The organism is Herbidospora mongoliensis (genome assembly GCF_001570545.1).
GTDB lineage: Bacteria > Actinomycetota > Actinomycetes > Streptosporangiales > Streptosporangiaceae > Herbidospora > Herbidospora mongoliensis.
This window is the reverse complement of the sequence record NZ_BBXD01000010.1, coordinates 612,550-636,758: the sequence shown is the minus strand read 5'-3', so window position 1 is coordinate 636,758 and position 24,209 is coordinate 612,550. Positions and strand designations below refer to the sequence as shown.

Genomic DNA, 24,209 nt, shown 5'->3' with positions numbered 1-24,209 from the left:
CCATGCGCATCGAGATCGACATCGACAAGAAGACCCTGATCGGAGCGGCGGCCGGTGCGGCCATCACGATCCTGATCGTGGTCGTCATGTACGGGATCTTCGGCGGCGGTGGTGGGCAACAGGAGCAACAAGCGGGAGGGCCGGCGGTCGAGAACATCTCGCCCGAAACCAATCAACCCCTCCCGACACTGGACAACAGCGGCGGCGGGGCCGAGGAGGACTTCCCGGAGGAGGAGCAGGTGCAGGAGGACAAGCAGAAGAACGAGGACTTCGAACCGTTCGCCGCCAGCCAGCAGCCTCCGGACATCGCGATCCCCGACGGTGACGGCAAGATCGCCTGCCCCGAGGCGACCGTGACCGTGACCAACGCCGACGAGCTCACCGAGGCACTCGCCGCGGCCGAGCCGGGCGCCGTGATCTTCATGGAGCCGGGCGAGTACCAGGGGCACTTCGTGGCCGCCACCAAGGGCACCAAGGACCAGCCGATCTTCGTCTGCGGCTCGCGCGATGCGATCATCGACGGCGGCGGCGTCAAGGAGGGCTACGCCTTCCACCTGAACGAGGTCGACTACTGGCGCCTGATCGGTTTCACGGTCCGCCACGCCCAGAAGGGCGTGATGGCCGACAAGACCAATTTCTCGGTGGTCCAGGACCTGGACGTGAACCACATCGGCGACGAGGGCATCCACTTCCGCAATTTCAGCTCTGACAACATCGCCCAGTACAACATCATCTGGGGCACCGGCCTCCGGAAGGACAAGTACGGCGAGGGCGTCTACTTCGGCACCGCCGAGAGCAACTGGGCCACCTTCTCCGGCGGCCAGATGGACAAGAGCGACCGCAACATCGCGCGCGGGAACGTCATCCGCGCCACCGCTGAGGCCATCGACATCAAGGAGGGCACCTCCGACGGCAAGATCATCGGGAACATCTTCGATGGCTCGACGATCACCGGCGATGGTCACAACGACAGCTGGGTGGACGTCAAGGGGAACGGCTACCTGATCGAACGCAACACCGGCCGCGGCTCCCCCGCGGACGGCTTCCAGACCCACAAGATCATCAATGGCTGGGGAACCGGGAACACCTTCCGGCTCAACATCATCGATCTGGGCGGTTCAGGGGGCTTCGGCATCAACGACACCGCAGGCGGCAACACCATCGCCTGCGACAACGAGGTGACCGGCGGCCCGCTCACTAAAAAGAGCGAATGCTCCTGAGTTTCTGCGAGAGAACTGACAATGACTGAAACCGCACTCCCCCGGCTCACCGTCATCGGAACCGGGTATCTCGGGGCCACCCACGCGATCTGCATGGCCTCCCTGGGCTACGAGGTCGTCGGCCTGGACACCGACCCTCGCAAGATCGAGCGGCTGCAGTCCGGCGAGGTGCCGTTCTTCGAGCCCGGTCTGCCCGAACTGCTCCAGAAGACGATGGAGACCGGACGTCTCCGGTTCACCACGTCGGTTGAAGAGGCCGCCGCCCACGGCGACGTCCACTTCATCTGTGTGGGCACCCCGCAGATGCCCGGCCTGGACGCGTGCGACCTGACCTACGTCGACGCCTCCGTGACCGCTCTGGCCCCACTCCTGGACCGCAAGGTGCTGGTCGTCGGCAAGTCGACCGTCCCCGTCGGCACCGCCGCACGACTGACCGCCCTGGTCAAGGAGCTGGCCCCGGCCGGCGACGAGATCGAGCTCGCCTGGAACCCCGAGTTCCTGCGCGAGGGCTTCGCCGTGGACGACACCCTGCATCCCGACCGGCTGGTCTTCGGCGTGTCCTCCGACTGGGCGCGTGAGCAGCTGGAGGCCGCCTTCAAGCCGATCATCGAGCTGGGCACCCCCGTCGTGGTGACCGACCTGGCCACCGCGGAGCTCGTGAAGGTGGCCGCGAACTCGTTCCTGGCCACGAAGATCTCCTACATCAACGCGATGGCGGAGATCTGCGAGGCCACCGGCGCCGACGTCCGTCACCTGGCCAAGGCGCTGGCCCACGACGACCGCATCGGCGGCAGATTCCTCCATCCTGGTCTCGGGTTCGGCGGCGGCTGTCTGCCCAAGGACATCCGCGCCTTCGCCTACCGGGCCGAGGAGATCGGCGTCGGCCAGGCCGTGTCGTTCCTGCGTGAGGTGGACGCGATCAACCGCCGCCGCCGCTCGCGCACGATCGACCTGGTCCGCGAGATGCTCGGCGGTCAGCTCAACGGCAAGAAGGTGGCCTGCCTCGGCGCGGCCTTCAAGCCGAACTCCGACGACATCCGCGACGCCCCGGCGCTCGACGTGGCCCGCACCATGCACGGCCTGGGCGCCAACGTCCGCGTCTACGACCCGGCCGCGCTCGACAACGCCCGTCGCGCCTACCCCGAGCTCCGCTACGGCACCAGCGCCATGGACGTGGCGGCCGACGCCGACGTCGTGGTGCTGCTGACCGAGTGGGCCGAGTTCCGCGAGATCGAGCCCTCCGCCCTGGCCGCCGTGGTGAAGCACCGCCGCATCGTGGACGGCCGCCACGCTCTCGACGCAGAGTTCTGGCGCGGCGAGGGCTGGGAGTACCGGGCGCTCGGCATGCCGTAAGCACCACCGAAGGGGCGCGCAGCTTTACGCTGCGCGTCCCTTTTTGTGCTGTATGGGGCATTTACCCAGTTCGCTGCTTGTTAGTTAGGACAAGCAAGTAATCGGGGGCCTCATGTCGAACCGGTATCCGTGGATCGCGCTGAGCAACACCACCCTGGGCATGCTGCTCGCCACCCTCAACGCCTCGATCGTGATCATCTCGCTGCCGTCGATCTTCCGCGGCATCCACCTGAACCCGCTCGAACCCGGCAACGTCTCCTACCTGCTGTGGGTCCTGATGGGCTACATGCTCGTCTCGGCGGTTCTGGTGGTCACGCTGGGCCGGCTCGGCGACATGTTCGGCCGGGTCCGCATGTACAACGCGGGCTTCGCCGTCTTCACGATCGGCACGGTCATCCTGGCGCTCGACCCCTTCCAGGAGTCGGCCGGGGCGCTGTGGCTCATCGGCTGGCGGGTGTTCCAGGGCATCGGGGGCGCGCTGCTGATGGCCAACTCGGCGGCGATCCTGACCGACGCCTTCCCCGCCGGGCGGCGCGGCATGGCCATGGGGATCAACCAGGTCGCCGGGATCGCCGGCACCTTCCTCGGGCTGGTCGCGGGCGGGCTGCTGTCCCAGGTGAACTGGCGGCTGGTGTTCTTCGCCTCGGCGCCCATCGGGATCATCGGGACGGTGTGGGCGTACAAGAGCCTGAAGGAGACGGTCACCAAGGTCGAGGGCGCGAAGATCGACTGGTGGGGGAACCTGGCCTTCGCGACCGGGCTGACGATGGTGCTGGCGGCCGTGACCTACGGCATCCAGCCCTACGGCGGCCATCCGATGGGCTGGACCAACCCGCTCGTGGTCGGCGGCATCGTCGTCGGTCTGCTGATCCTGGCGGCCTTCTGCGTGATCGAGACCAGGGTCGCCCAGCCCATGTTCCACCTGTCGCTGTTCAGGATCAGGGCCTTCGCCGCCGGGAACGTCGCCGGGCTGCTGGCCTCGATCGCCCGGGGCGGCCTGCAGTTCATGCTGATCATCTGGCTCCAGGGCATCTGGCTGCCGCTGCACGGCTACCGCTTCGAGGACACCCCTCTGTGGGCCGGCATCTACCTGCTGCCGCTGACGGCGGGCTTCCTGCTGGCCGGCCCGGTGTCGGGCTACCTCTCCGACCGGCACGGCGCCCGCGCCTTCGCCTCCGGAGGGCTGATCCTGTCGGCGCTGGCCTTCCTCGGACTGCTGTTGGTGCCGATCGACTTCCCCTATTGGGTGTTCGCGGCACTGATCTTCCTGAACGGCGTCGGCTCGGGCCTGTTCACCGCGCCCAACACCACCGCGATCATGAACGCGGTCCCGGCCGGGCAGCGCGGCGTGGCCTCGGGCATGCGCGCGACGTTCACCAACGCCGGGATGGTCCTGTCGATCGGGGTGTTCTTCTCTCTGATGATCGTGGGACTGGCGGACACGCTGCCGCAGACCCTGACCAGCGGCCTCGCCCAGCACGGGGTGTCGCCGACGGTCGCGGCGCAGATCGGCGCGCTGCCTCCGGTCGGCACCCTGTTCGCCGCCTTCCTGGGCTACAACCCGATCGAGAACCTGCTGGCCCCGACCGGCACGCTCGCCCACCTGGCCCCGGCGAACGCGGCCACCCTGACCGGCCGGGAGTACTTCCCGCACCTCATCTCCGGCCCCTTCCACCAGGGTCTGGTGGTGGTGTTCGCGCTGGCCATCGCGATGTCGCTGATCGCCGCCGTGGCATCTCTCCTGAGAGGCGGCCGGTACGTCCACGACGAACTCCCCCTCGCGGCGGTTACGGTGAGCAGACCATGACTGACGTGGATGTTCTGGCCGAACGGCTCAAGTCCGCTCTGGCCCGCCTGGGACGGCGCAGCCGGCAGCAGATGCGCGGCGACCTGACCGCGGGCCAGACCTCGACCCTGGCGGCGGTCGCCCAGCTGAGCCCGGTCCGGCTCGTCGACCTGGCCACGCACGAGGGCATCAGCGCGCCCACGCTGAGCCGGGTGGTGGGCGGGCTGGAGGGCCTCGGCCTGATCGTCCGCATCCCCGACCCGGCCGACGGCCGGGCGTCCCTGATCAGCCTGACCCCGACCGGCGAGGCCGAGCTGACCCGGTTGCGGGGTGACAGCATCGCCTTCTTCGTGGCCCGGATCTCGGCGCTCCCGCCGGACCAGCGGGCGGCGCTGGCGGCGGCCCTGCCGGCCATCGAGGCGCTGGCCGGGGCGGGCTAGGGAAACACCTGGTTCCGCACCCGAGGTGACCCCGATGCGGTGCTCCGTAGCGTTCTGAGCAGTTGATTCAGACGAAACGGAGCGAAACTCATGGCAGAGAAAAAGGGCTCGATCGGCATCCCCACCGGGCTGCTGCCGACCCTGCTCGCGGCGGAGATCAAGGCCGAGGTGCTGGACCCCAACGGGGACCCGGGCGACATCGTCCCCAAGGGGACGGACCTCCGCGTCAAGATCACCTGGAAGCTGACCGGAGTGCTGTCGACCATGATCGCCGGCAGGTTCCAGCCGCAGGCCAGGTTCAACGCGATCGGCGCCACTCACAACTTCGCGGTGGCAGGGGCGTTCGTGCCCGCCGCCCCGCGCCCGGCGGGCGGTGAGTACACGGCGGAGGTGCTCGTGGCGGCCGCGACCTTCACCGAGCCGTCGTACGAGGTCGACGCCTTCCTGTTCTTCGAGGACGGCATCGGCGCCCCCGGCCCCATCACGGGCAAGGTCGACCTGGAGAGCATCCTCTTCACTCCTTGAACCGATGGGCCAGTTGAGCCCGTGAGCCGACACCGAGCTTCGCGTAGACGTGCCCGAGGTGATACTCGACCGTTTTCACGCTGAGCACCAGCTCACGAGCCACCTGCCGATTGGTCAAACCGCTCGCCACCAGCCCGGCGACCGTGGTCTCCTGCGGGGTCAGTCCACGGTCGCCGGTCTGTTCACCGATCCCGCAGGCGGCCAGTTCCCGGCGGCACCGCACCTGGCCGGGCACCGCGCCGAGCTGTTCGAACAGGCCCCGCGCGGCGAGCAGGTGCGGGGCCGCCAGCCGCCGCGCGGCGCTCCGGCGGAGCAGGGCGCCGTACTCCAGGTGCGTCAGGGCCCGTTCGAAAACCGAGGGCTGCCCAGCACTCAGGGCCGCCTCGAAGGCGGCCTCCGCAGCCGCCCGCTCGCCGCGCGCCGCCGCCAGCATTCCGCGCAGACGGCCCGGAGCGCCATCGAGCAGTTCCGCCGCGGTCTCCCACTCGCCGACCGCGATCAAGGCTTCTGTGTACGGCTCCCGCCAGGGCACGCCCGGCAGTCCACGCACCGGAGCGAGCAGTAGCAGCGCGTCCTCCGCCGGAGCCAGGGCCGCCCGGGCGAGCGCGGCGAAGGCCCGGTCGACCGGGAAACAGGCCAGCTTCCCCGCCTCCCCCGCATGCCAGGCGGCGTGTTCGTCACCCCGGCGCGCCAGCACCCGGGCGGAGATCGAGTGCGCCAGCGAGGCGACCCACCGGTGCCCGCTGTCGGCGGCCGTCTCGGCGTTCACGAGGGCGTCGTCCCAGGAACCGAGCCGCAGTTGCGCCTCCGCCAGGCAGACCCGCGCCGCCGGATTCACGACCGGGCCGAGATCACGGCAGACGCCGTCCAGTTCCCCCGCCCACAGCCCGAGCACTCCGCGCACCACCTCGCCCGGACCCGCCGCGAACGCGTCGGAGAACCGCCCGGCCAGACCATGCGCGAGAGCGAGCAGGTCAGGATCGGGCGTCCCGGCGCGGGCCCACGTCAGGGCGGCGGCGTGGTCGCCCTCCGCCAGCGCCAGCCAGGCCAGACCTCCGGCGGCGGGCCGATGACCGCGCCCCCACGCGTCGAGGAACAGCGCCCGCGCCTCCTCGGTCCGCCCTTCCGCCATCGCGAGCCGCCCCATGACATGCCGCCGGACCGGATCGGCCGGCGCCCACTCGTCCCCCATGACCAGAGCCGCCGCGGCGGCCGGGACGCCCGCGTCGAGGAACCGCCCCGCGGCGTCCAGCAACCGCGCCTCACGACCGGCAGGCGAAGCGACGAGCGAGAGCCCGCTCCCGTGTGGGGTGAGCCGCGCGGCGGTGACGAGGTGGACCGCGGCCTGCGCCGGATCGCCGCGCGACGCCTCCTCCGAGGCCAGCGCGGACAACTCGGCCGCGATCCCGGCGTCCACCCCGACCACCGCCGCCGCGCGGTGGGCCAGCGCGCGGGCGGGATCGGGCTCGCCGGCGGCGGCCGAGGCGTGCAGGCGGCACCGGACGGCCAACCCCATGTGCTCGTAGACGGCGGTCCGGGTGAGCGGGTCGGCGAAGGCGATCAGCGGACCGGCCCCGGCCGCGCCCAGCAGCCCGGCCGCCCCCTCAAGGGCCGTCAGCGGATCGGCGACCCCGGCCACCTCGGCCGCCCGGGACAGCTCGCACCCGTCCCCCAGAACCGCCGCCGCCCGGACGAGCCGCCCCGTCTCGGCCCCCCGCCGGGCCAGGTCGTCGCAGACCCGTGCGGCGAACTCCTTCGGCGCGGGCAGCGGCCGGGCCGGGTCCAGCAGGTGGGGCACGGTCACCTGCTCGACCAGGGCCAGCAGGTGCCGGGGATTGCCCAGCGTGTGGGCCCGCAGCCGGTCGGCGACGGGACCGGGCAGGCCGGTCAGCTCACGGACGTTCGCGGTGCTGAGGCCACCCAGCCGCACCTGGACGGCGTCGTCCTCGGCCAGCAGCCGCCCCAAACCCTCCGGCAGGTCCCCGGGCTCCGGCGCGACCACCACGCCGGACGCCTTCGCCCGGCGCAGCGCGAACGCCAGCGCCGCCAGCGAGGCCGGATCGGCCCAGTGCGCGTCGTCGACCACCACGACCACGTCACCCCGCCCGCCGAGTTCGGCCACCAGACACGCCCCGGCCGTCAACGGCCCGGCGCCGGCGGGCGGCTCTCCGGCGAGAAGCTGGGCGAGGACGCCGTACCGCAACGAGGTCTCGGCGGCGGCGCCGCTGGCCCACCGCACCTCGAGCCCGGGATGCGCGGCGAGGAAGCGCCGCACGAGAGAGGACTTGCCGATCCCGGCGGGCCCCTGGACGGCGGCGAGCCCCGGGCGGCGCGACACCGTGTCGAGCAGGGCGAGTTCGGCCCGGCGGCCGACGAACATGACGGTCTCCACATCGATGCGGATCCCCGGCGCCCGGTCCTGATACAGCTAGACGGTCAGCCACTCGGTGACGACGGTCCGCCCGGCCAGCTCACACCGCAGACTCAGCGACCCGGCGGCCACCTCGTCGGCCGCGAACCGCCCGAGGTCGTCGGCCCGCACCGGCGGCCGCCCGTTGACCACGATCTCCGCCTCCTGCGGCGGCAGCAACTGCCCCAGCAGACGGCCCCCGTCGAGCTCCACCTCGATCGTCAGGCCGGGTGCCGTGAACGTCAGCAGCCGGGCGTCCTGCCCCCTGACCAGCTCGGGCTCGTCGAGGGAGTCGAACGCCAGCGCCGCCAGCTCGCCGTCGAGGTTATGCAGCGCGAAGGCGTCGACGGCGACCTGCACCAGGTCGACGGGCGGTGGGTCGAACATCGCGGCCACCTCCTGGAGTTCGGCTTCCAGTTCGTCGTCGGTCACGCCACGCCCTGCTCGGCCAGCAGCGTCCGCAGCCGCCCGAAGCAGCGGGCCCGGATCGGCCCGATGCTGCCCACGGCCAGCCCGGTCGCCGCCGAGATCTCGGCGTAGGAGGGCGGCGGGCTGGTCATCAGCACCCGGACCAGCCGCTGGCAGGTGTCCGACAGCTCCCGCACCACCTGCCAGAGCACCCGCGCCCTGGCCATCGCCGCCTCCTGCCGCTCGGCCTCGACGACCACCTCTTCTGGCGTCGGCGCGGCCGAGGACAGGTCGAGCAGGGCGGGATGGTCGTCGAGCGGCACCGGCCGGACCGAGCGGGCCATCTTCAGCGCCTCGTGGCGCGCGGTGCTGGCCAGCCAGGCCCCGACCTTGTCGGGCTCGCGGATCCGGCCCAGGTGCTGGACCAGCTTGAACCAGGTCGTCGCGAAGACGTCCCTGGCGTCGGCGTCGGACAGACGGTAGGAGCGCGCGATCGACCAGACGAGCGGCGCCAGCCCCTCGACCAGCCCTTTCCAGGCGGCCGAGTCACCGTCGGCGGCGGCGGTGAACAGCTCGCCGATCTCCGCACGCTCCATGTGTCCTCCGTGGGTCAGTACTGCTCGTACACGGTGCGCCGTTGCCAGGTCTCGGGAAAAACGACCGGATACGGGCGATCGTGGATCATGAGTTTCGGCGCCGAGCCGATCAGATCCGCGGCCGCGTCACGCGGGTCCACGTTCTTGTCCGCCGACATCCGGTTGGCGATCATGGCGGCGACCAGGGGCGTGGAGAACGACGTGCCGCTCCACTCCGCGAACCCGGTGAACTCGGCCATCTTGAGTTCCCTCTGGTCGGCCTGGTCCCCCGCGTCGAAGGGGCGGCCCAGGGACAACTCGCCGATGTGCCGGGGCCACTGGCAGGGGCACACGTACTTCGCCTCGTGGCGGCACCGGCTGTAGGTGGTGTGCTGGTAGTCGTACTGTGTCCTCTCCTCAAGAGGGCTGACGGCGTTGACCAGCCGCTCACCCGGCGCGAAGACCTTGACCCATCGGCCGTGGTTGCTGAAGCAGGCCTCCGCCCGGCCGTCGGCCCGCAGCGCGCCGACCGAGACGACCATCGCGGCGGCGCGTCTGGCCTCGGCGCGCTGGGGGTCGTTGGGTTCGAGTTCGGGCCAGGCCCCGGGATCGGCCCAGGCCGCGGGCCAGAACGGCTCCTCGGAGGCGTTGTTGCCCGCGGCGGCGACCAGCACCGTCTTCTCCGGGCGGAGCTTCGCCATGAAGGACCGCAGCGCCAACGGCTGGTGCCCCTCGGCGGTCGGGGTGCCCGACGAGAGGCTGATGATGTCGGGCCAGTAGTCCATTTCGTCGACGATCTTCAGCAGCTCCTCTCCGAGGTGGTGATCCTCGATCGTGCCCGCGTTGGCGAACGGATTGGCGACGGTGATCCTCGCATCGTGGGCGACGACCGAGATGAGGCCGGCGATGAAGGTGCCGTGACCGACGTACTGGCGGAGCACGTTCCGGTCGTCCAAGGGGCTCGGCTCGGCGAAGGTGCCGAGGGTCTTGCCGTCCGTGGTCTGCGGGATCACCACGTTCCGCGCCAGCCAGTCGTGCTTCTCGTAGTTGGGGACGAGGCCGGTGTCGACCACGAGGATCGAGACCTGGCGTTTGGACGGGGGCCTGGACGTCGGCAAGGTGGGGTTGAGCTGCTTCCGGGTGGCCGGCACCGGTTCGTCGCCGGGACAGCAGTTGACGTCGCAGATGGTGATCAGGTGGTTCCTGGTCGCCTCGATCTGGTGCCTGCGCAGGGCGTGGATCACATCGGAGACGGCGGGGTCGTTCCAGCGGTCGCCGCCCGGTGGTGTCGGCAGCACGATCCGTGCGACCCCGGTCCTTTCCGAGACCTCGACGACAGGTTCAACCGTGGTGCCGAGCACCTGGCTGATGATCTCCCGCCATGGCTCCGTGGGCATCTCCGGCTTGTCGGGGTCCTCCGGCTTGTCGGGGTCATCCGGCTTGTCGGGGTCCTCCGGCTTGTCGGGGTCCTCCGGCTTGTCGGGGTTCTCCGGCTTTTCGGGGTCTACGGGGTCCTTGACGACCACCGGGTCTGTGACGACCACGGGATCTGTGACGACCACGGGGCTCGCGGCGAACCCCGTGTCTCCGGCAGCCACGGCGGCCCTGGCGGCTCTGGGCTTGACCACGCCGGGCGGTATGAGCACCACACCGCGTTCATAGAGGTACTGGGGGGCGCCGCTGGGTCCGGCCACCATTCGGGGGCCGCTGGATAGGTCATAGCTCTGCTGGATCATGTCGAACTGTTCGCGGAAGCGGTCTGGCTCCATCTCGCGGTTCCTTTGATCGGAGGGGTTCCTTCGTGGAGTGGAGCCGAATTCCCAGCCGCTGATACAGCATGATCACCAAGCGTTTACGCCTCGTACCCCAACGTCTAACATCGATCTGTGCCGGGGGGAAGGTCACCTTTTAGAGGCATTCCGGGGGACCTGCTCCCCCTCGTCTTCGCTCGCCCCGCCGACGCCCTCGCAGGCGCGCGGGCCCTACTCGACGGCCGTCCCACCAGGTCTGAGGCCTCCATCGCGCACCAGGTCATCGGCATCTGGGAGCGCGACTTCGGCCGACTCACGGCCGCCCTGAAGCACCTCAGGAAGGCTGTCTCGCTGGCCGATTCCGCTGACAGGGAGGCCGATGTCCTGGCCACTCTGGGCGCGGCGCTCGTCCACGCCGGTCACACCCGGCGGGGGCTCGCCGCGCTGGAGCGCGCCGTCGCGCTCAGCGAGGGCGGCACGGCCGCGCGGGTGCTGTTCCGCCGCGCCTACGTGCGCTGGGTGGTCGGTGACCACGAGGGCTCTCTCTCCGATGTACGTCGTGCGCTCCCCGTACTGAGAAGGGAGAACGACGTCATCTGGACGGCCCGCGCCCTCACCCTGCGCGCCACCGTGCACCTGGCGGTGGGCGCCGCCGACCGGGCGGGGGCCGACTTCACGGCGGCCGACGAGCTGTGGGCCCGCACCACCCAAGACCACGACAAGGCCAAAGCGGTCGAGAACCGCGGTCTGGTGGCCTGGCGGGCCGGTGACGCCCCGGCGGCGCTGCGCCACTTCGACGAGGCCGCCCACCTCTACGAGACCCTCGGCACCCCGGCCGTCATGCTCACCATCCAGCGGTGCGGGGTGCTGCTCTCCGCAGGGCTGGCCCGCGACGCCCTGGACGAGGCGCAGGCCGCCCTGACCGGCCAGGCCACCCGGGCGGCCGAACTGCGCCTGGTGGCCGCCCGCGCGGCCGTCGCCGCGGGAGATCCGGGCCTGGCCGTCGGGCACGCCACGGCGGCGGCCCGGGTGTTCGCCCGGCAGCGCCGGGGCTGGTGGCACACCCACGCCCGGCTGGTCCTGCTCCATGCCCGATACGCGGCCGGTGACCACACCGCGCGCGACGCGCCCGCGCTGGCCGACCGGCTGGCGGAACTCCGCTCCCCCGAGGCGGCGCAGGCCCGCCTGCTGGCCGGGCGGATCGCCCTGGCGCGCGGGAACCTCTCCGCCGCCCGCCTGCAGCTGGGGGCCGCCGCCGAGGCCCGCCGCCGGGGGCCCGCCCAGGCCCGCGCCGACGGCTGGACCGCGCTGGCCCTGTTCGCCGCCGCGACCGGCGACCGCCGCCTGACCCTCGACGCCTGCCGCAAAGGGCTCGACGTCCTCGACGAGCACCGCATGACCCTGGGCGCCGCCGAACTGCGGGCACGCGCCACCGTGCAGGGCGCCGAGCTGGCCACGCTCGCCCAGCGGGCCGCGACCTCCCCGCGTGAGCTGCTGCGCTGGAGCGACCGGTGGCGGGCGACCGCGCTGGCCGTGCCACCGGCCCGCCCGCCCGCCGACCCCGAGCTGTCCCGCGACCTGACCGCGTTCCGCGAGATCGGCAGCCGGGCCGAGGCGGCCCGCGCGGCCGGGTCTCCCCAACCGGCGCTCGACCGCGAGCAGCGGCGGCTCGAACGCCGCATCCGCGCCCACACGCTGCGCCTGCGCGGCACCTTCAACGGCGACCGCCTCGACGTGGCCGCCCTCCTGACGGCCCTGGGCGACGACCGGCTGGTCGCGATCGTGCCGGTCGACGGGATGCTGCACGCGATCGTCTGCGGCGGCGGCCGGGTCCGCCGGTTCCCGGCCGGTTCGGCGGCCGACGCCGCCCTGGAGGCCGAGCGGCTGCGGGCGGCGCTGCGGCGGCTGGCCCACCGGGGCTCGGCCGACTGGCTGCCGATCGTCGCGGCCGGGGCCCGCCGGCTGGAGACCGTCCTGTTCGGCCGGGCCCTCGGCCACCTGGGAGACGGGCAGGTCACCGTGGTCCCGCCCGGCCGTCTGCACGGCGTGCCCTGGGCGGCCCTGCCGTCCCTGCGCGACCGGGCGGTCGGCACCTCCCCGTCGGCGGGGGCGTGGCTGCGGGCCCGCCGCATCACCCCGCCCGGCGGCGACGTCGTGCTGGTCAGGGGGCCCGGCCTGGTCTCGGGCGGCGCCGAGGTGCCCCTCCTGGCCCGCGACTACGGCGCCGCGACCGTGCTGGCCGACGGCGCCGCCACCGCCGGGGCCGTGCTGGCCGCGCTCGACGGTTCACGGCTGGCCCACATCGCCGCCCACGGCACCTTCCGCGACGACAGCCCCATGTTCTCGGCCCTGCGCATGGACGACGGGCCACTGACCGTCCACGACGTGGAGGGGCTGCGGGCGGCGCCGTACCGGATGATCCTGTCGAGCTGCGAGGGCGGGCGGCTCGCGCCCGCCGGAGCCGACGAGCTGCTGGGCCTGGCCGCCGCCCTGCTGCCGCTCGGCACCGCCGGGCTGGTGGCCAGCGTGGTCCCCGTCAACGACGCGGCGGTGGTCCCGTTCATGGTCGCCCTGCACGACGGCCTGCGCGCCGGGCTGACCTGCGCCGAGGCCCTCAGGGACGCCCGGCGGTCGGCCGACCCGGCGACCGGCTGGTCGTTCTCGGCGATCGGCGCCTCATGACGCCGACATCTTCATCATCTGCGGCGGCTTGTTCCCGGCCCCGAGCCCGCCGTCGACGGGCAGCGTCACCCCGGTGATGTACGACGACTGGTCGGAGAACAGCCAGATCACCGTCGCCGCGACCTCCTCGGGCAGCCCGACCCGGCGCATCGGGGTGGCGTTCCCGGCCTTGCGCTGGACGTCCTCCCCCGCAGCCTCCAGGTGGTAGGTCAGGATCGGCCCGGGGGCCAGCACGTTCGCCCTGATCCCCTGGTCGGCGTAGTCGAGCGCGGCCACCTTGGTCAGCCCGATGATCCCGGCCTTCGCCGCGACGTAACCGGCGAGGTTCGCGGTGCCCTGCACGCCCGCCACCGACGCCATGTTCACGATCGACCCGCCCCCGGACGCGAGCATCGCCGGGATCTGGAACTTCATCCCGAGGAAGGTCCCCCGGACGTTGGTCCGGATGCCGAGGTCGAAGTCGAGCGGGTCGATCTCGGCCAGCGGCGCGGGCACCGGCCCGTCGGTGGCGTTGTTGAACGCCGCGTCGAGCCGCCCGAACTTCTCCAGGGTCAGGGCGACGAGCCGCTCCGCCGAGTCGGAGTCGCCCACGTCGGTGGGCACGGCCATCGCCCGCCCGCCGAAGGTCCGGATGTCGGCCGCGACGGCCTCGATGGCGGTGGAATCACGGGCCGCGAGGACGACGGCGGCCCCGGCACGGGCCAGGGCCCGCGCGGTCACCGCACCGATGCCCCGGCTCGCTCCGGCGACGATCGCGACTTTCCCGTCAAGTGTCATAACGGTCTTGTTCCCGGTGATCGGTAATCCGGAGGGCGAGAGACCCTCTATACCTGGGCCGCGAGCGACTTCGGCGCCACCTGCCGGAACGCGTCGGCCACGATCCGCCCGATCTCGTCCCAGTCGACGGGGACGTCCAGATAGACCCCCAGCCACCCCCGATGCCCCACGTAGGGCGGCCGGAAGAACCGGTCGGGCTCGGTCTCCACCAGCTCGGCCTGCACCCCGGGCGCCGCCGCGCACCAGAAGGCCAGCCGGTCGACGTGGTGGTGGTCGGCGAAGGTCACGAAGGTCTTCTTGCCCCGGACGAACCATGTCGGCTCACCGTGGCTGAGGCGTTCGGTCGCTTCCGGCAGCGCCAGGCAAATGGCGCGCAATCGCTCCAACTGCTCCATGGTGGCACCATAACCGCATGAGAATCGACCCTCCCCTCGCCGGCGACGAGCGCGCCACCCTGATCGGCTTCCTCGACTACCAGCGCGACACCCTGGCCTGGAAGTGCGAGGGCCTCACCGGCGAGCAACTGCGCCTGCGGGGCGTCGAGCCCTCGTCGCTGTCGCTGCTCGGCCTGGTCAGGCACATGGCCGACGTGGAGCGGGCGTGGTTCCGCATCCGTCTCAACGGCGAGGACCTGCCGCCGATCTTCTTCACCGACGAGCACCCCGACGACGACTTCGACGCCCTCGACTCCGCCCCGGTGGAAGAGGTCTTCGCCACCTGGCGGACGGAGATCGAGACCGCCCGCAAGATCAGCGCGGAGACCGACCTCGGCGCCCTCATGAAGAAGCCCAACCGCGCCGGCGAGCTCATGTCGCACCGGTGGATCCTCGCCCACATGCTCGAGGAGTACGCCCGCCACAACGGCCACGCCGACCTGCTCCGCGAGCGGATCGACGGCGCGACCGGCGAGTAGCTAGCCGCTCAGCCTGATGGGGTTGACGATGTCGGCGAAGATCAGCAGGCCGCCCATGAAGAGCAGCACCACCGCCATCGCGTAGGTCAGCGGCAGCGCCTTGGCCACGTCGACGTAGCCGGGCGCGGGCCGCCGGGTGAGGCGGGCGAAGCCGCGCTTCAGGCCCTCCCACAGGCCGCCCGCGATGTGGCCGCCGTCGAGCGGCAGCAGCGGGACCAGGTTGAAGATGCCGATCGCCAGGTTCAGCCCGGCCAGCAGGTTGATGAAGATGACGATCTTGTTCTCGAGCGGCGCGGCCGAGGCGGCGATCTCGCCGCCGAGCCGTCCCGCGCCGACGATGCCGATCGGCCCGTTGCGGTCGCGCTCCTCGCCGGAGAAGGCGGCGTGCCAGACGCCGACCATCTTGGACGGGATGTCGACCATCGACACGGCGGTCCGGGTGGTCATGTCCCACATCTCGGCGGCGACGTAACCCGGGCCCTGGCGCTCGATCACCTGGGTCGGCTCGACCCCGAGGAAGCCGACGTTCTGGACGACCTTGCTGGGGTCTTCCAGGTCGGGCCGCTCGGTGGCGATCAGGTTCACGGTCACGGTCTGCTGCTCGCCGCCCCGCTCGATGACGATGGGGACCGGCCCCGCGCCGTGCGCCCGGATGGTCGCCGTCGCGGCTTCCCACGTGGGCACCGGCTTGCCGTCGATGGAGACGAACTTGTCGCCCTTCTGCAGCCCGGCCGCGAGGGCGGGCGTCTTCGGGTCGGTCGGCTTGCAGTCGCGGTTGGCCTGGGAGGCCGGGACCACACACGGGCTGACGCCGTTGACGGTCGGCTTCAGCACGGTCACGCCGAAGCCCATCATGACGATCGCGAACAGCACGAAGGCCAGCACGAAGTTCATGAACGGCCCGCCGGACATGATGATGACCTTCTGCCACCACGGCTTGCGGTAGAAGACCCGGCTCTCGTCGCCGGGCTTGATCTCCTCGCCTGCGACCTGGCGGGCGTTCTCGATGAGGCCCTGCCACGGCCCGGTGGAGATCGACCGCAGTTTGTTCGGGTCGTCGCTCGGGCGTGGCGGCAGCATCCCGATCATGCGGATGTAGCCGCCCATCGGGATCCACTTGATGCCGTATTCGGTCTCGCCGCGCCTGCGCGACCACATGGTGGACCCGAAGCCCACCATGTATTGGGTGACGCGCACACCGAAGATCTTGGCCGGCACGAGGTGGCCGATCTCGTGGAGGGCGATCGACACCAACAGGCCGACGAACAGGATCACGAACCCGGCAACGAACTGCCAGCTCATCGGCGCATACCCCCGGCAGGCGGAAAATCAGTCTCGCCTTGAGAGTAGCCCACGCCGTCCGGCGTCCAGTCGTGTCCACATTCGCGGGTATTTCTCCCTGGCAACTTGCGGTCGGTTTGCCGAACGTAGAGACTTCAATGACACTGTGCGTCTGGCCGATCACCCTGAGGTATGAAATGGGGGCTCATGATCAGGATCTTGGTGGCCGAGCACCTTCCTTTCGTCCGGCATGGCCTGGTCGCGTCCCTCAACGGGGAGAGCGATCTCGAAGTCGTGGCGGGGGTGGCCTCGGGGGAGGACGCCATCCCGGCCGCGCTCCGGCTCCGGCCCGACACTGCTGTGATCAACATCGACCTGCCCGCCATGGGCGGTCTCACGGCCGCGACCCGCCTCCTCGAGAAGATGCCCGCGTGCCGGGTGATGATCCTTTCCTCTCAGGCCAACCCTGGGCAGGTGCGCCGGGCGTTCGCGGCCAAGGCGCTGGGCTTCATGGGCACCGAGGCCGGGCCCGAGAAGCTGGCCGAGGGCATCCGGCTGATCGCGGCGGGGCGCCGGGCGATCGACTCCGACCTGGCCGTGGCCGCGCTCCAGACGGCGGAGAACCCGCTGACCCGGCGCGAGCTCGACGTGCTGCGCATCGCCGCGCAGGGGGCGCGGTCGAAGGAGATCGCCGACGAGCTCTATCTGTCGGTGGGGACCGTCCGCAACCATCTGTCTCGCATCATGTGCAAGACCGGAGCGAGGAACCGGGTCGACGCGGTCCGGATCGCCAGCGACTCAGGCTGGTTATAAGGGGCCGGGCCTCCGCAGGTGAGCCGCGCCGCCAACCTGAGGAGGCCCGGGGACCCTGAATGGGGCCGCACTCCGGCGACACCCCCGTACCGCCGGCGACCGGATCAAGAGTCTCAATTGCCGTCAAGCACGGCCAGTGACTGTCTATACACAGAAAGCCATGATGAAAGTCACGGTCGCCAGATGAGAACGAGGGCGCAGTCGTCGTTGTGACCCGACGACATCGCGGTCACGAGCTGGCGGGCGCTCTTGGAGAACCCGCCGGGCAGCAGCCGTTCGGCCTCGCCGAGCAGCTTGTCGAGGCCGGCGTCGATGTCGCGCCCCGGCTGCTCGATCAGCCCGTCGGTGTAGAGCATCAGGGCGTCGCCCTTGCGCAGGGTGCCCCGGTCAGGCTCGCAGGCCAGATCGGGCACCACCCCGAGCACGACACCCTTGGCGGCCGAGACCCGCCAGGTGCCGGTGCCGGAGTCGAACTTCACGACGGGCGGGTGGCCCGCGGAGGTGATCTCATAAGCGCCGGTGGCCAGGTCGAGGCTCAGGTGGACGGCCGTGACGAACCCCTCGCCCTCGCGCTGACGCCGCAGGTAGGCGTTGCACGCCCCGAGGAAGTCGGTCACCGAGCCGAGGAGGCCGCCGAACGTGCCGGAGAGAAGAAGGGCTCGGGTGCCCGCGTCGATGCCCTTGCCCGAGACGTCGACCACGGCGAGCTCGACCCGTGTCCCCTCGCGCATGGAGACCACGAAGTCGCCGCCGAACGACGACCCGCCGGCCTGTTTGAGCACGACCTTGCCGCCCCACGCCTTCGGGAAGGAGGGCAGCTCACTCTGTTTCTTCAGCCGGTCGCGCAGTTCCAGCAGCATCGCGTCGCCGCGCAGCCCCTGCACGCCGAGCGTGCCCCGGGTGCGCGCCATCAGCCAGGCGAGCACGACCGTGAAGCCCATGGTCAGCAGATAGCCGGGCCCGACCTGCCGGGCCCCGTAGGTGATCCCCAGATAGGTGACCGACGCGGCGACGGCGACCAGCAGGGCCGCCAGGCTGCGCAGACGCAGCTGGAGCCCGCCGGCGAGAGTCACCAGGATGAGCAGCGACGGCGAGAACCAACGCGTCGAGACCTGGACGCCGAGCACTCCGATGAGCAGGCTCACGACGACCAGGGCGATCAGCAGATGGCTATCTTTCGACGAACTCTTCCTTACGAACCGGACGATCGGCACCAGAAACGGGACCCGCACCAAAATCGCGCGGAGCCGAGGGGGAATGAGCGGCACCGGACGGGAACTCATGATGACGACGACTGTATCGGTCGGCTTCGTGGTAAGGCGCTGTCTTGACCAACACCTTGATCATTTAGGACGTATATTGGGTGGCCGTCCCTCTTTGCCCGGCCCTACGGTGGTGCCGTGAATCACCCCGTTCGCCCTATCGCCGAATCTGAGTTCCCCGCCGTGTGCGCCCTGCTCGACGAGGCGTTCGTCTCCTCCTGGGCACCCGGCCAGATCGAGCGGTTCAAGGGGGTCACCGAGTTCGACCGGTCCCTGGCGGCCTTCGACGGCGACCGCATGGTCGGCTACACCCAGGTGATGAGCTTCGACATGACCGTCCCCGGCGGCGTGCTCCCGGTGGGCGGGGTCAGCGCGGTGGGCGTGCTCGCCTCCCACCGGCGTCAGGGCGTGCTGAGCTCGCTGATGCGCAGGCAGCTCTCCGACATCCGCGACCGGGGCGAGTCGGTCGCCGCGCTCTACGCCTCCGAGGCCGCCATCTACGGCCGCTACGGCTACGGCCGCGCGGTCGACAACGTCTTCTACACGATCCCCAAGCACTCCAGCGCCTTTCGCCCCGACGCCCCGGTCGACCCGGCCCTGCGCCTGCGGGTCGAGCCGCCGGAAAACGTCCGCGACGAGTTCGTGAAGCTCTTCGACCAGGTCAGGACCTCCCGGCCGGGTCTCTACACGCGCACTCCTGCCCGCTGGAACGCGGTGCTGGCCGACGACGACAACGCCCGGCACGGTTCGGGGCGGCTGCGCTGCGTGCTGGCCGAAGACGACCAGGGCGTGCGCGGCTACGCGCTGTTCCGGGTGAAGCGTCAGACCACCGACCACGACGTGCCCGACGGCCTGGTGGACCTCGAGGAGCTGTTCGCCCTCGACCCGGCCGCCTACGCGCTGGTGTGGCGCAGCGTCCTCGACCGGGATCTGTGCTCGCGCGTGTTCGCCGGGAACCGGCCCGCGGACGACCCGATCATGCACCTGCTGGCCGAGCCCCGGCATCTGACCGCCGGCACCCTCGACGAACTGTGGATCCGCCTGGTCGACGTGCCCGCGGCCCTCACGCAGCGCGTCTACAGCGCGCCGGTCGACCTGGTCGTCGAGGTCGACGACGACGTGTGCCCGTGGAACGCCGGGCGCTGGCGGCTGTCGACCGCCAAGGGCACGTGTGAGCCGACCGAAGACGCGCCCGACCTCAGCCTGCCCGTCAGGATCCTGGGCGCCGGGTATCTCGGGGGGCGGTCGCTGGAGTCGTACAGACTGGCAGGTCAGATCGCCGAGCACCGCGAAGGCGCGGTGCGGGAACTGTCGGCGGCGATGTCGTGGAGCCCGCTGCCCTGGGGTGGGCTCGTCTTCTGAACTACCCTCAGACCATGGCCCTGACGAGTTTGACGATCACGGCGATCACCGCCATGCGCGCCCGCGACGTGTCGCGTCCGTCGAAGGAACAGCAGGAGGCCGCCGACCGGCGGCCCCTGCGTGACGAGGCCCCCCGCAAGGAGATCCGCAAGAAGCCTTAGGGCAGCGGGGGCAGTTCGCCGCTCTGCTCGTAGTCACTCAGCATGTCGATGCGCCGGGTGTGGCGCTCGGCGCCCGAGTAGGGCTCGGCGAGGAACAGTTCGACGAAACGGGTCGCGTCGGCCTCGGAGTGCATCCGGGCGCCGATGCTGATCACGTTGGCGTCGTTGTGCTGCCGCCCGAGCCTGGCGGTCTCGTCGCTCCACGCCAGCGCGGCGCGCACGCCCTCGACCTTGTTGGCGGCGATGGCCTCGCCGTTGCCAGAACCGCCGATCACCACGCCCAGCGAACCGGGCTCGGCCACCACCCCGGCGGCCGCACGGAGCACGAAGGGCGGATAGTCGTCTTCTGCGTCGAAGACGAAGGGACCGCAGTCGACCACGTCGTGGCCGTTTTCTTTGAGCCAGCCGACCAGGTGGTTCTTCAGGTCGTAGCCGGCGTGGTCAGAACCGATGTAGACGCGCATACGGAGAGCTTCTCAGGTCCACTAGAGTAACGGCCAGTTACCCCCGTCAACCCTTACAGCGGAGGGCATGATGCGCGAGATCCGGTATATCGGAGATCCCGTGCTGCGCACCCCGGCCGAGCCGGTGACCCAGTTCGACAAGGACCTGCGCCGCCTGATCGACGAGATGTTCGCCACGATGTACCTGGCCGACGGCGTCGGTCTCGCGGGCCCCCAGATCGGTGTGGGGAAACGCCTTTTCGTGTACGACATCAGCAACCGCAAGGGCGCTCTGGTCAACCCCGAACTCGTCATCGACGACGACGCCGAGATCCTCGAGGAAGAAGGGTGTCTGTCCGTCCCGAGCAAGGAGACCGGCAAGCCGCTCTACTCGACCACCCCGCGCGCGTCCGGAGTCACGGTGCGGGGCTTCGACCGTCTCGGCCGCCCGGTGGAGATGAAGGCGCGCGGCATGCTGGCCCGCTGCTTCCAGCACGAGTTCGACCACCTCAACGGCACCCTCTACGTCGACCGCCTGCCGAAGAACGCGGCCCGCCGCATCATGCTGCAGACCCCCTAAGGCACCTCCCAGCGGCTGGGCTCGGGGCGCTCCAGCCGGTAGGTGGCGTCCAGGACCGCCTGCTCCGGCGTCAGCCACCCGAGGTCACCGCCCAGCGTGTGCACGATGACGAGGTCCCACGGCTCGGCCCGGGGATCCGGTGCGCGTTTGAGGAACTCCTCCCCGACCGAGAGCTCCACCACCAGCGGATCGGTGAACTCCACCCGCGCGCCCAGCCGCCGCAGCTCGGCGATGATCGGCGCGGCGGGCGTCTCCCGCGCGTCGGCCACCCCCGGCTTGTACGACACCCCGGCGATCAGCACCTTCGCGTCCCGGATGTCCCGCCCGGCCGACGCCAGCATCTCCAGCGCCCGCCGCACCACCGCCTGCGGCCGGGCCGCGATGGCCCCCATCGCGGCGGTCAGCACCGTCGGCGCCGCCCGGCGCAGCCGCCACAGCAGGTAGTAGGGATCGGAGGGCACGCACTGCCCGCCGACGCCGGGCCCGGGGTCGAAGCGCATGAACCCGAACGGTTTGGTGGCCGCCGCCTCGATCACCTCGACCGGGTCGACCCCGACCTCGCGGGCGATGTCGGCGAACTCGTTGGCCAGCGCGATGTTGACCGCCCGGAACGAGTTCTCCAGCAGCTTGCACAGCTCGGCCGCCTCCGGCGAGCTGACCCGGTGCACCTGCGGCGCCACCCGCTTGAGCAGTTCCTCGGCGCGGTCGCCCGCCCTGGCCGAGGCCGGCCCGAGCACCCTGGGCACGTGTTCCAGCGGCCGCCCGCCGGGGCCCGGATCGACGCGTTCCGGGCTGAACACGACGTCGACCCCTTCGAGCCGGTCGATCAGGAGGTCGCGGGTGGACCCGACATAGGTGGTCGAGGTCAGCACCACGAGCTGCCCGCGCACCGCGTGGGCGACGACCGTGCCGCAGGCCGCTCTCAGCGCCTTCAGGTTCGGTACGCGCCGCTCGTCCACCGGCGTCGGCACACAGATCACCACGGCGTCGGCGGTGGCGATGGCGGCCGGATCGGTGGTGGTCACCAGCCGGTGGCGGCGCAGCCGCGCGTGGTCGCGGGGCGACAGGTCGGCCTCGCCCGAGCGGATGGCGGCGAGCCGGGCGGCGCTGACGTCGTAGCCGGTGACCCGGCAGCCCGCTTCGAGGAAGGCCAGCGCGGTCGGCAGCCCGACGTAGCCCAGTCCCACGATCAAGACGTGCATGACTTTGTGTATCTGTGCCCGGGTCAAGCCGGAAAGATCACATCTGCAAAGACTTGACCTGGAGGAACTCGTCGAACCCGGCCTCGCCCAGCTCCCGGCCGACGCCCGACTGCCCGTAGCCGCCGAACGGGGCCAGCGGGTTGAACCGGCCGCCGTTGATCGCGACCTGCCCGGTGCGCAGCCTGCGGGCCACGCTGACGGCCTGCTCCTCGTCTTTCGCCCAGACGGCGCCCGACAGGCCGTAGGGGGTGCCGTTGGCGATCGAGACGGCCTCGTCGACGGTGCCGTAGGGGACGATCGACAGCACCGGGCCGAAGATCTCCTCCTGCTCGATCGTCATGCCCGGCGCGACGCCAGCGAAGACGGCGGGCTCGACGTAGTAGCCGCGCTCGTGGACGGGCTCGGTGCCCCCGGCAACGAGCCGGGCGCCCTCCTCCTGGCCGACGTTGAGGTAGCGGATCACCCGGTCACGCTGGACCTTCGACACGAGGGGCCCGATGCGGGTGTCGTCGGCGAACGGGTCGCCCACGGTGTATTTGCGGGAGAACGCGACGGCCATCCGCACGGCCTCGTCGTATTGGTCCCACTGGACGAGCATGCGGGTCAGCGCCGAACAGGTCTGCCCGGCGTTGGTGTAGGCCTGCCCGACCCCCACCTTGACCGCCGTCTCCAGGTCGGCGCCCGGCAGGATCACGTTGGCCGACTTGCCGCCGAGCTCCAGCGCTACCCGCTTCACCGAGCCGCCCGCCAGCACGGCGACCCGGCGCCCGGCGGCGGTCGAACCGGTGAAGGAGACCATGTCGACGTCGTGATGGGCGGCCAGTGCCTCACCGACGGTCTGGCCGGGCCCGCTCACCAAGTTGAAGACGCCCCGCGGCAGCCCCGCCTCTTCGAGCACCTCCGCCAGCGCGTAGGCCGCAAGCGGCGCCACCTCGCTGGGCTTCAGCACGACCGTGCACCCGGCCGCCAGCGCGGCGCCGACCTTGCAGATCGCCTGGTGCAGCGGATAGTTCCAGGGCGTGATCGCGGCGACCACGCCCACCGGCTCCCTGACGACCAGGGAGTTGCCCACCCGGGTGGTCTCGGTCTGCCGCCCGGCCATGCCGGCGAAGGATTTGAGCACCGTGGCGGGCATCTGCGTCTGCGTGCGCAGCGCGAAACCCAGGGGCGAGCCCATGTCGGTCGCGATGATCTCGGCGATCTTCCGGGCCCGTGACTCGATCAGCTCGGCCGCGCGGGACAGCAGCGCGCCGCGTTCCTCCGGCGGAGTGGCCGCCCACCGGGGGAAGGCGTGCCGGGCGGCGTCGACCGCGTCGGCCACGTCGTCGGCGCATCCGGCCGGGACCCGGTCGACGACCTCCTCGGTCGCCGGATTGACGACGTCGACGCCTTCGCCGGACGCCGAGGGCACCCAGGCACCGTTCACGAAGAGCTGACGCATGCGCCCCATCCTTGCGTGAACGGTGTCATATGGCGAGTTCCACCTGTCAATCGAAGATGGGGTCCCTGGTGCGGGTCCGCTTCAGTTCGAAGAACCCGTCGGTGGACGCCACCAGGACCACTCCGTCCCACAGCCGGCCCGCCGCCTCGCCCTTCGGGGCGGGACTGATCACGGGGCCGAAGAAGGCGACGCCCTCGACCGCGACGACGGGGGTGCCGACGTCCATGCCGACCTGGTCCATTCCCGCGTGGTGGGAGCGGCGGATCTCCTCGTCGTACTCCGTGGAGTCCATCTCGCCCGCCAGAGCGGGGTCGAGCCCGGCCGCCACGAGCGCCTCGGCGACGACTTCCTGGAGATCGCCGAGGTCCTTGATGCGCTGACCGGGGTGGAAGCGGGTGCCGAGCTGGGTGTAGAGCTCGCCGACCACCTCGTCGCCGTACTTGCGCTGCGCGGCCGCGACGACGCGGACCGGCCCGATTGCCTTGCTCGTCCGTGCCTGATATTCCGCCGGGAGATCGCGTCCCTCATTCAGGAAGGTGAGGCTCATGAGATGCCAGCGGATGGTGACCGGCCGCACCTTCTCCACTTCGAGCATCCACCGCGAGGTCAGCCACGCCCAAGGACAGAAGGGGTCAAACCAGAAATCTGCGATCTTGCGTTCGGACATTTGTTCACTCTCCCGACAAGAATGTGGTTCCATCGATCGACAACTGGAGTCAGGGATCTACCTATTCCAGGTAGGGAAACATTTGAGTGCGGCTTTGTCCGGTCGCCGTGGCAGGATGCGGTCATCCCGGTCGCGACGGTGCGGCGGGCCGTGTGTG

23 protein-coding genes are annotated in these 24,209 nt (G+C 71.0%); 11 read left to right on the top strand and 12 right to left on the bottom strand.

Annotated elements, in window-relative coordinates; genetic code table 11:
• Positions 1–2 precede the first annotated feature (2 nt).
• The 5 genes from AW272_RS11745 (at position 3) to AW272_RS11725 (ending at position 5,324) form a co-directional block, all read left to right on the top strand.
• The gene (locus tag AW272_RS11745) at positions 3–1,220 is read left to right on the top strand and encodes a right-handed parallel beta-helix repeat-containing protein (RefSeq protein WP_066363634.1); all 1,218 of its coding nucleotides are present in this window, start codon (positions 3–5) and stop codon (positions 1,218–1,220) included.
• Positions 1,221–1,241: 21 nt separating this feature from the next.
• Positions 1,242–2,573, top strand: a complete 1,332-nt coding sequence (locus AW272_RS11740; protein WP_066363633.1) for a UDP-glucose dehydrogenase family protein — start codon at positions 1,242–1,244, stop codon at positions 2,571–2,573.
• A gap of 112 nt (positions 2,574–2,685) precedes the next feature.
• The gene (locus AW272_RS11735; protein WP_066363632.1) at positions 2,686–4,380 is read left to right on the top strand and encodes an MFS transporter; all 1,695 of its coding nucleotides are present in this window, start codon (positions 2,686–2,688) and stop codon (positions 4,378–4,380) included.
• Positions 4,377–4,799: a MarR family winged helix-turn-helix transcriptional regulator gene (locus tag AW272_RS11730; RefSeq protein ID WP_066363631.1), complete on the top strand. Its 423-nt coding sequence runs from the start codon at positions 4,377–4,379 to the stop codon at positions 4,797–4,799. Before AW272_RS11735 ends, AW272_RS11730 begins: the two co-directional genes overlap by 4 nt.
• Before the next feature lie 90 nt (positions 4,800–4,889).
• Complete coding sequence (locus AW272_RS11725; RefSeq protein ID WP_066363629.1) at positions 4,890–5,324, top strand: hypothetical protein; 435 nt, start codon at positions 4,890–4,892, stop codon at positions 5,322–5,324.
• On the opposite strand, the gene AW272_RS11720 is transcribed toward AW272_RS11725, so the two are convergent.
• The 4 genes from AW272_RS11720 to AW272_RS11705 are packed head-to-tail and all read right to left on the bottom strand — an operon-like array spanning position 5,314 to position 10,486.
• Positions 5,314–7,704, bottom strand: coding sequence for a helix-turn-helix transcriptional regulator (locus tag AW272_RS11720; protein WP_157518482.1), 2,391 nt, complete (start codon positions 7,702–7,704; stop codon positions 5,314–5,316). The two genes, AW272_RS11725 and AW272_RS11720, sit on opposite strands and share 11 nt — an antisense overlap.
• Positions 7,705–7,752: 48 nt before the next feature.
• A complete protein-coding gene (locus tag AW272_RS11715; protein WP_157518481.1) occupies positions 7,753–8,166 on the bottom strand; it encodes a hypothetical protein in 414 nt (137 codons plus the stop codon).
• Entirely contained in the window at positions 8,163–8,738 is a 576-nt protein-coding gene (locus AW272_RS11710) for an RNA polymerase sigma factor (RefSeq protein ID WP_066363625.1), read from the bottom strand. The genes AW272_RS11715 and AW272_RS11710 overlap by 4 nt, the downstream gene beginning before the upstream one ends.
• Positions 8,739–8,752: 14 nt before the next feature.
• Positions 8,753–10,486: a S8/S53 family peptidase gene (locus AW272_RS11705; RefSeq protein WP_066363624.1), complete on the bottom strand. Its 1,734-nt coding sequence runs from the start codon at positions 10,484–10,486 to the stop codon at positions 8,753–8,755.
• Positions 10,487–10,603: 117 nt separating this feature from the next.
• Between AW272_RS11705 and AW272_RS11700 the strand changes: the two genes are divergently transcribed.
• On the top strand, positions 10,604–13,150 hold the full coding sequence (locus tag AW272_RS11700; RefSeq protein ID WP_218010846.1) for a CHAT domain-containing protein: 2,547 nt from the start codon (positions 10,604–10,606) through the stop codon (positions 13,148–13,150).
• Here AW272_RS11700 and AW272_RS11695 read toward each other — a convergent pair.
• The gene (locus tag AW272_RS11695) at positions 13,145–13,927 is read right to left on the bottom strand and encodes an SDR family NAD(P)-dependent oxidoreductase (RefSeq protein WP_066363622.1); all 783 of its coding nucleotides are present in this window, start codon (positions 13,925–13,927) and stop codon (positions 13,145–13,147) included. The two genes, AW272_RS11700 and AW272_RS11695, sit on opposite strands and share 6 nt — an antisense overlap.
• 47 nt (positions 13,928–13,974) lie before the next feature.
• Entirely contained in the window at positions 13,975–14,322 is a 348-nt protein-coding gene (locus AW272_RS11690) for an MmcQ/YjbR family DNA-binding protein (protein ID WP_066363621.1), read from the bottom strand.
• 17 nt (positions 14,323–14,339) lie between these two features.
• Here AW272_RS11690 and AW272_RS11685 point away from each other — a divergent pair, with 17 nt between their 5' ends.
• Complete coding sequence (locus AW272_RS11685; protein ID WP_066363620.1) at positions 14,340–14,840, top strand: DinB family protein; 501 nt, start codon at positions 14,340–14,342, stop codon at positions 14,838–14,840.
• Here the strand turns inward: AW272_RS11685 and AW272_RS11680 are convergent, their stop codons facing one another.
• Positions 14,841–16,142, bottom strand: a complete 1,302-nt coding sequence (locus AW272_RS11680) for a M50 family metallopeptidase (protein ID WP_066363618.1) — start codon at positions 16,140–16,142, stop codon at positions 14,841–14,843.
• Positions 16,143–16,328: 186 nt separating this feature from the next.
• Between AW272_RS11680 and AW272_RS11675 the strand changes: the two genes are divergently transcribed.
• Positions 16,329–16,934: a response regulator transcription factor gene (locus tag AW272_RS11675; RefSeq protein ID WP_066363617.1), complete on the top strand. Its 606-nt coding sequence runs from the start codon at positions 16,329–16,331 to the stop codon at positions 16,932–16,934.
• 170 nt (positions 16,935–17,104) lie between these two features.
• Here the strand turns inward: AW272_RS11675 and AW272_RS11670 are convergent, their stop codons facing one another.
• Positions 17,105–18,217, bottom strand: coding sequence for a PP2C family protein-serine/threonine phosphatase (locus AW272_RS11670; RefSeq protein WP_066363616.1), 1,113 nt, complete (start codon positions 18,215–18,217; stop codon positions 17,105–17,107).
• 117 nt (positions 18,218–18,334) lie between these two features.
• Here AW272_RS11670 and AW272_RS11665 point away from each other — a divergent pair, with 117 nt between their 5' ends.
• Positions 18,335–19,558, top strand: a complete 1,224-nt coding sequence (locus tag AW272_RS11665; protein WP_066363615.1) for a GNAT family N-acetyltransferase — start codon at positions 18,335–18,337, stop codon at positions 19,556–19,558.
• Positions 19,559–19,572: 14 nt separating this feature from the next.
• Positions 19,573–19,719, top strand: a complete 147-nt coding sequence (locus AW272_RS41930; protein ID WP_157518480.1) for a hypothetical protein — start codon at positions 19,573–19,575, stop codon at positions 19,717–19,719.
• Here the strand turns inward: AW272_RS41930 and AW272_RS11660 are convergent.
• Positions 19,716–20,183, bottom strand: a complete 468-nt coding sequence (locus tag AW272_RS11660; protein WP_066363613.1) for a ribose-5-phosphate isomerase — start codon at positions 20,181–20,183, stop codon at positions 19,716–19,718. The genes AW272_RS41930 and AW272_RS11660 overlap by 4 nt on opposite strands.
• Positions 20,184–20,250: 67 nt before the next feature.
• Here AW272_RS11660 and def point away from each other — a divergent pair, with 67 nt between their 5' ends.
• On the top strand, positions 20,251–20,742 hold the full coding sequence (gene def / locus AW272_RS11655; protein ID WP_369408726.1) for a peptide deformylase: 492 nt from the start codon (positions 20,251–20,253) through the stop codon (positions 20,740–20,742).
• On the opposite strand, the gene AW272_RS11650 is transcribed toward def, so the two are convergent.
• The 3 genes from AW272_RS11650 to AW272_RS11640 are packed head-to-tail and all read right to left on the bottom strand — an operon-like array spanning position 20,739 to position 24,052.
• Complete coding sequence (locus AW272_RS11650) at positions 20,739–21,944, bottom strand: nucleotide sugar dehydrogenase (RefSeq protein ID WP_066363611.1); 1,206 nt, start codon at positions 21,942–21,944, stop codon at positions 20,739–20,741. The genes def and AW272_RS11650 overlap by 4 nt on opposite strands.
• A 37-nt stretch (positions 21,945–21,981) precedes the next feature.
• Complete coding sequence (locus tag AW272_RS11645; protein ID WP_157518479.1) at positions 21,982–23,385, bottom strand: aldehyde dehydrogenase family protein; 1,404 nt, start codon at positions 23,383–23,385, stop codon at positions 21,982–21,984.
• Between the two features lie 46 nt (positions 23,386–23,431).
• Positions 23,432–24,052: a mycothiol-dependent nitroreductase Rv2466c family protein gene (locus AW272_RS11640; protein ID WP_066363608.1), complete on the bottom strand. Its 621-nt coding sequence runs from the start codon at positions 24,050–24,052 to the stop codon at positions 23,432–23,434.
• Positions 24,053–24,209 lie beyond the last annotated feature (157 nt).

Excerpts from the sequence above, each read along its gene's own strand:
- AW272_RS11745 (WP_066363634.1), top strand. The coding sequence starts at position 3 with ATGCGCATCGAGATCGACATCGACAAGAAGACCCTGATCGGAGCGGCG.
- AW272_RS11740 (WP_066363633.1), top strand. The coding sequence starts at position 1,242 with ATGACTGAAACCGCACTCCCCCGGCTCACCGTCATCGGAACCGGGTAT.
- AW272_RS11735 (WP_066363632.1), top strand. The coding sequence starts at position 2,686 with ATGTCGAACCGGTATCCGTGGATCGCGCTGAGCAACACCACCCTGGGC.
- AW272_RS11730 (WP_066363631.1), top strand. The coding sequence starts at position 4,377 with ATGACTGACGTGGATGTTCTGGCCGAACGGCTCAAGTCCGCTCTGGCC.
- AW272_RS11725 (WP_066363629.1), top strand. The coding sequence starts at position 4,890 with ATGGCAGAGAAAAAGGGCTCGATCGGCATCCCCACCGGGCTGCTGCCG.
- AW272_RS11720 (WP_157518482.1), bottom strand. The coding sequence starts at position 7,704 with ATGTTCGTCGGCCGCCGGGCCGAACTCGCCCTGCTCGACACGGTGTCG.
- AW272_RS11710 (WP_066363625.1), bottom strand. The coding sequence starts at position 8,738 with ATGGAGCGTGCGGAGATCGGCGAGCTGTTCACCGCCGCCGCCGACGGT.
- AW272_RS11705 (WP_066363624.1), bottom strand. The coding sequence starts at position 10,486 with ATGGAGCCAGACCGCTTCCGCGAACAGTTCGACATGATCCAGCAGAGC.
- AW272_RS11695 (WP_066363622.1), bottom strand. The coding sequence starts at position 13,927 with ATGACACTTGACGGGAAAGTCGCGATCGTCGCCGGAGCGAGCCGGGGC.
- AW272_RS11690 (WP_066363621.1), bottom strand. The coding sequence starts at position 14,322 with ATGGAGCAGTTGGAGCGATTGCGCGCCATTTGCCTGGCGCTGCCGGAA.
- AW272_RS11685 (WP_066363620.1), top strand. The coding sequence starts at position 14,340 with ATGAGAATCGACCCTCCCCTCGCCGGCGACGAGCGCGCCACCCTGATC.
- AW272_RS11680 (WP_066363618.1), bottom strand. The coding sequence starts at position 16,142 with ATGAGCTGGCAGTTCGTTGCCGGGTTCGTGATCCTGTTCGTCGGCCTG.
- AW272_RS11675 (WP_066363617.1), top strand. The coding sequence starts at position 16,329 with ATGATCAGGATCTTGGTGGCCGAGCACCTTCCTTTCGTCCGGCATGGC.
- AW272_RS11670 (WP_066363616.1), bottom strand. The coding sequence starts at position 18,217 with ATGAGTTCCCGTCCGGTGCCGCTCATTCCCCCTCGGCTCCGCGCGATT.
- AW272_RS41930 (WP_157518480.1), top strand. The coding sequence starts at position 19,573 with ATGGCCCTGACGAGTTTGACGATCACGGCGATCACCGCCATGCGCGCC.
- AW272_RS11660 (WP_066363613.1), bottom strand. The coding sequence starts at position 20,183 with ATGCGCGTCTACATCGGTTCTGACCACGCCGGCTACGACCTGAAGAAC.
- def (WP_369408726.1), top strand. The coding sequence starts at position 20,251 with ATGATGCGCGAGATCCGGTATATCGGAGATCCCGTGCTGCGCACCCCG.
- AW272_RS11650 (WP_066363611.1), bottom strand. The coding sequence starts at position 21,944 with ATGCACGTCTTGATCGTGGGACTGGGCTACGTCGGGCTGCCGACCGCG.
- AW272_RS11645 (WP_157518479.1), bottom strand. The coding sequence starts at position 23,385 with ATGCGTCAGCTCTTCGTGAACGGTGCCTGGGTGCCCTCGGCGTCCGGC.
- AW272_RS11640 (WP_066363608.1), bottom strand. The coding sequence starts at position 24,052 with ATGTCCGAACGCAAGATCGCAGATTTCTGGTTTGACCCCTTCTGTCCT.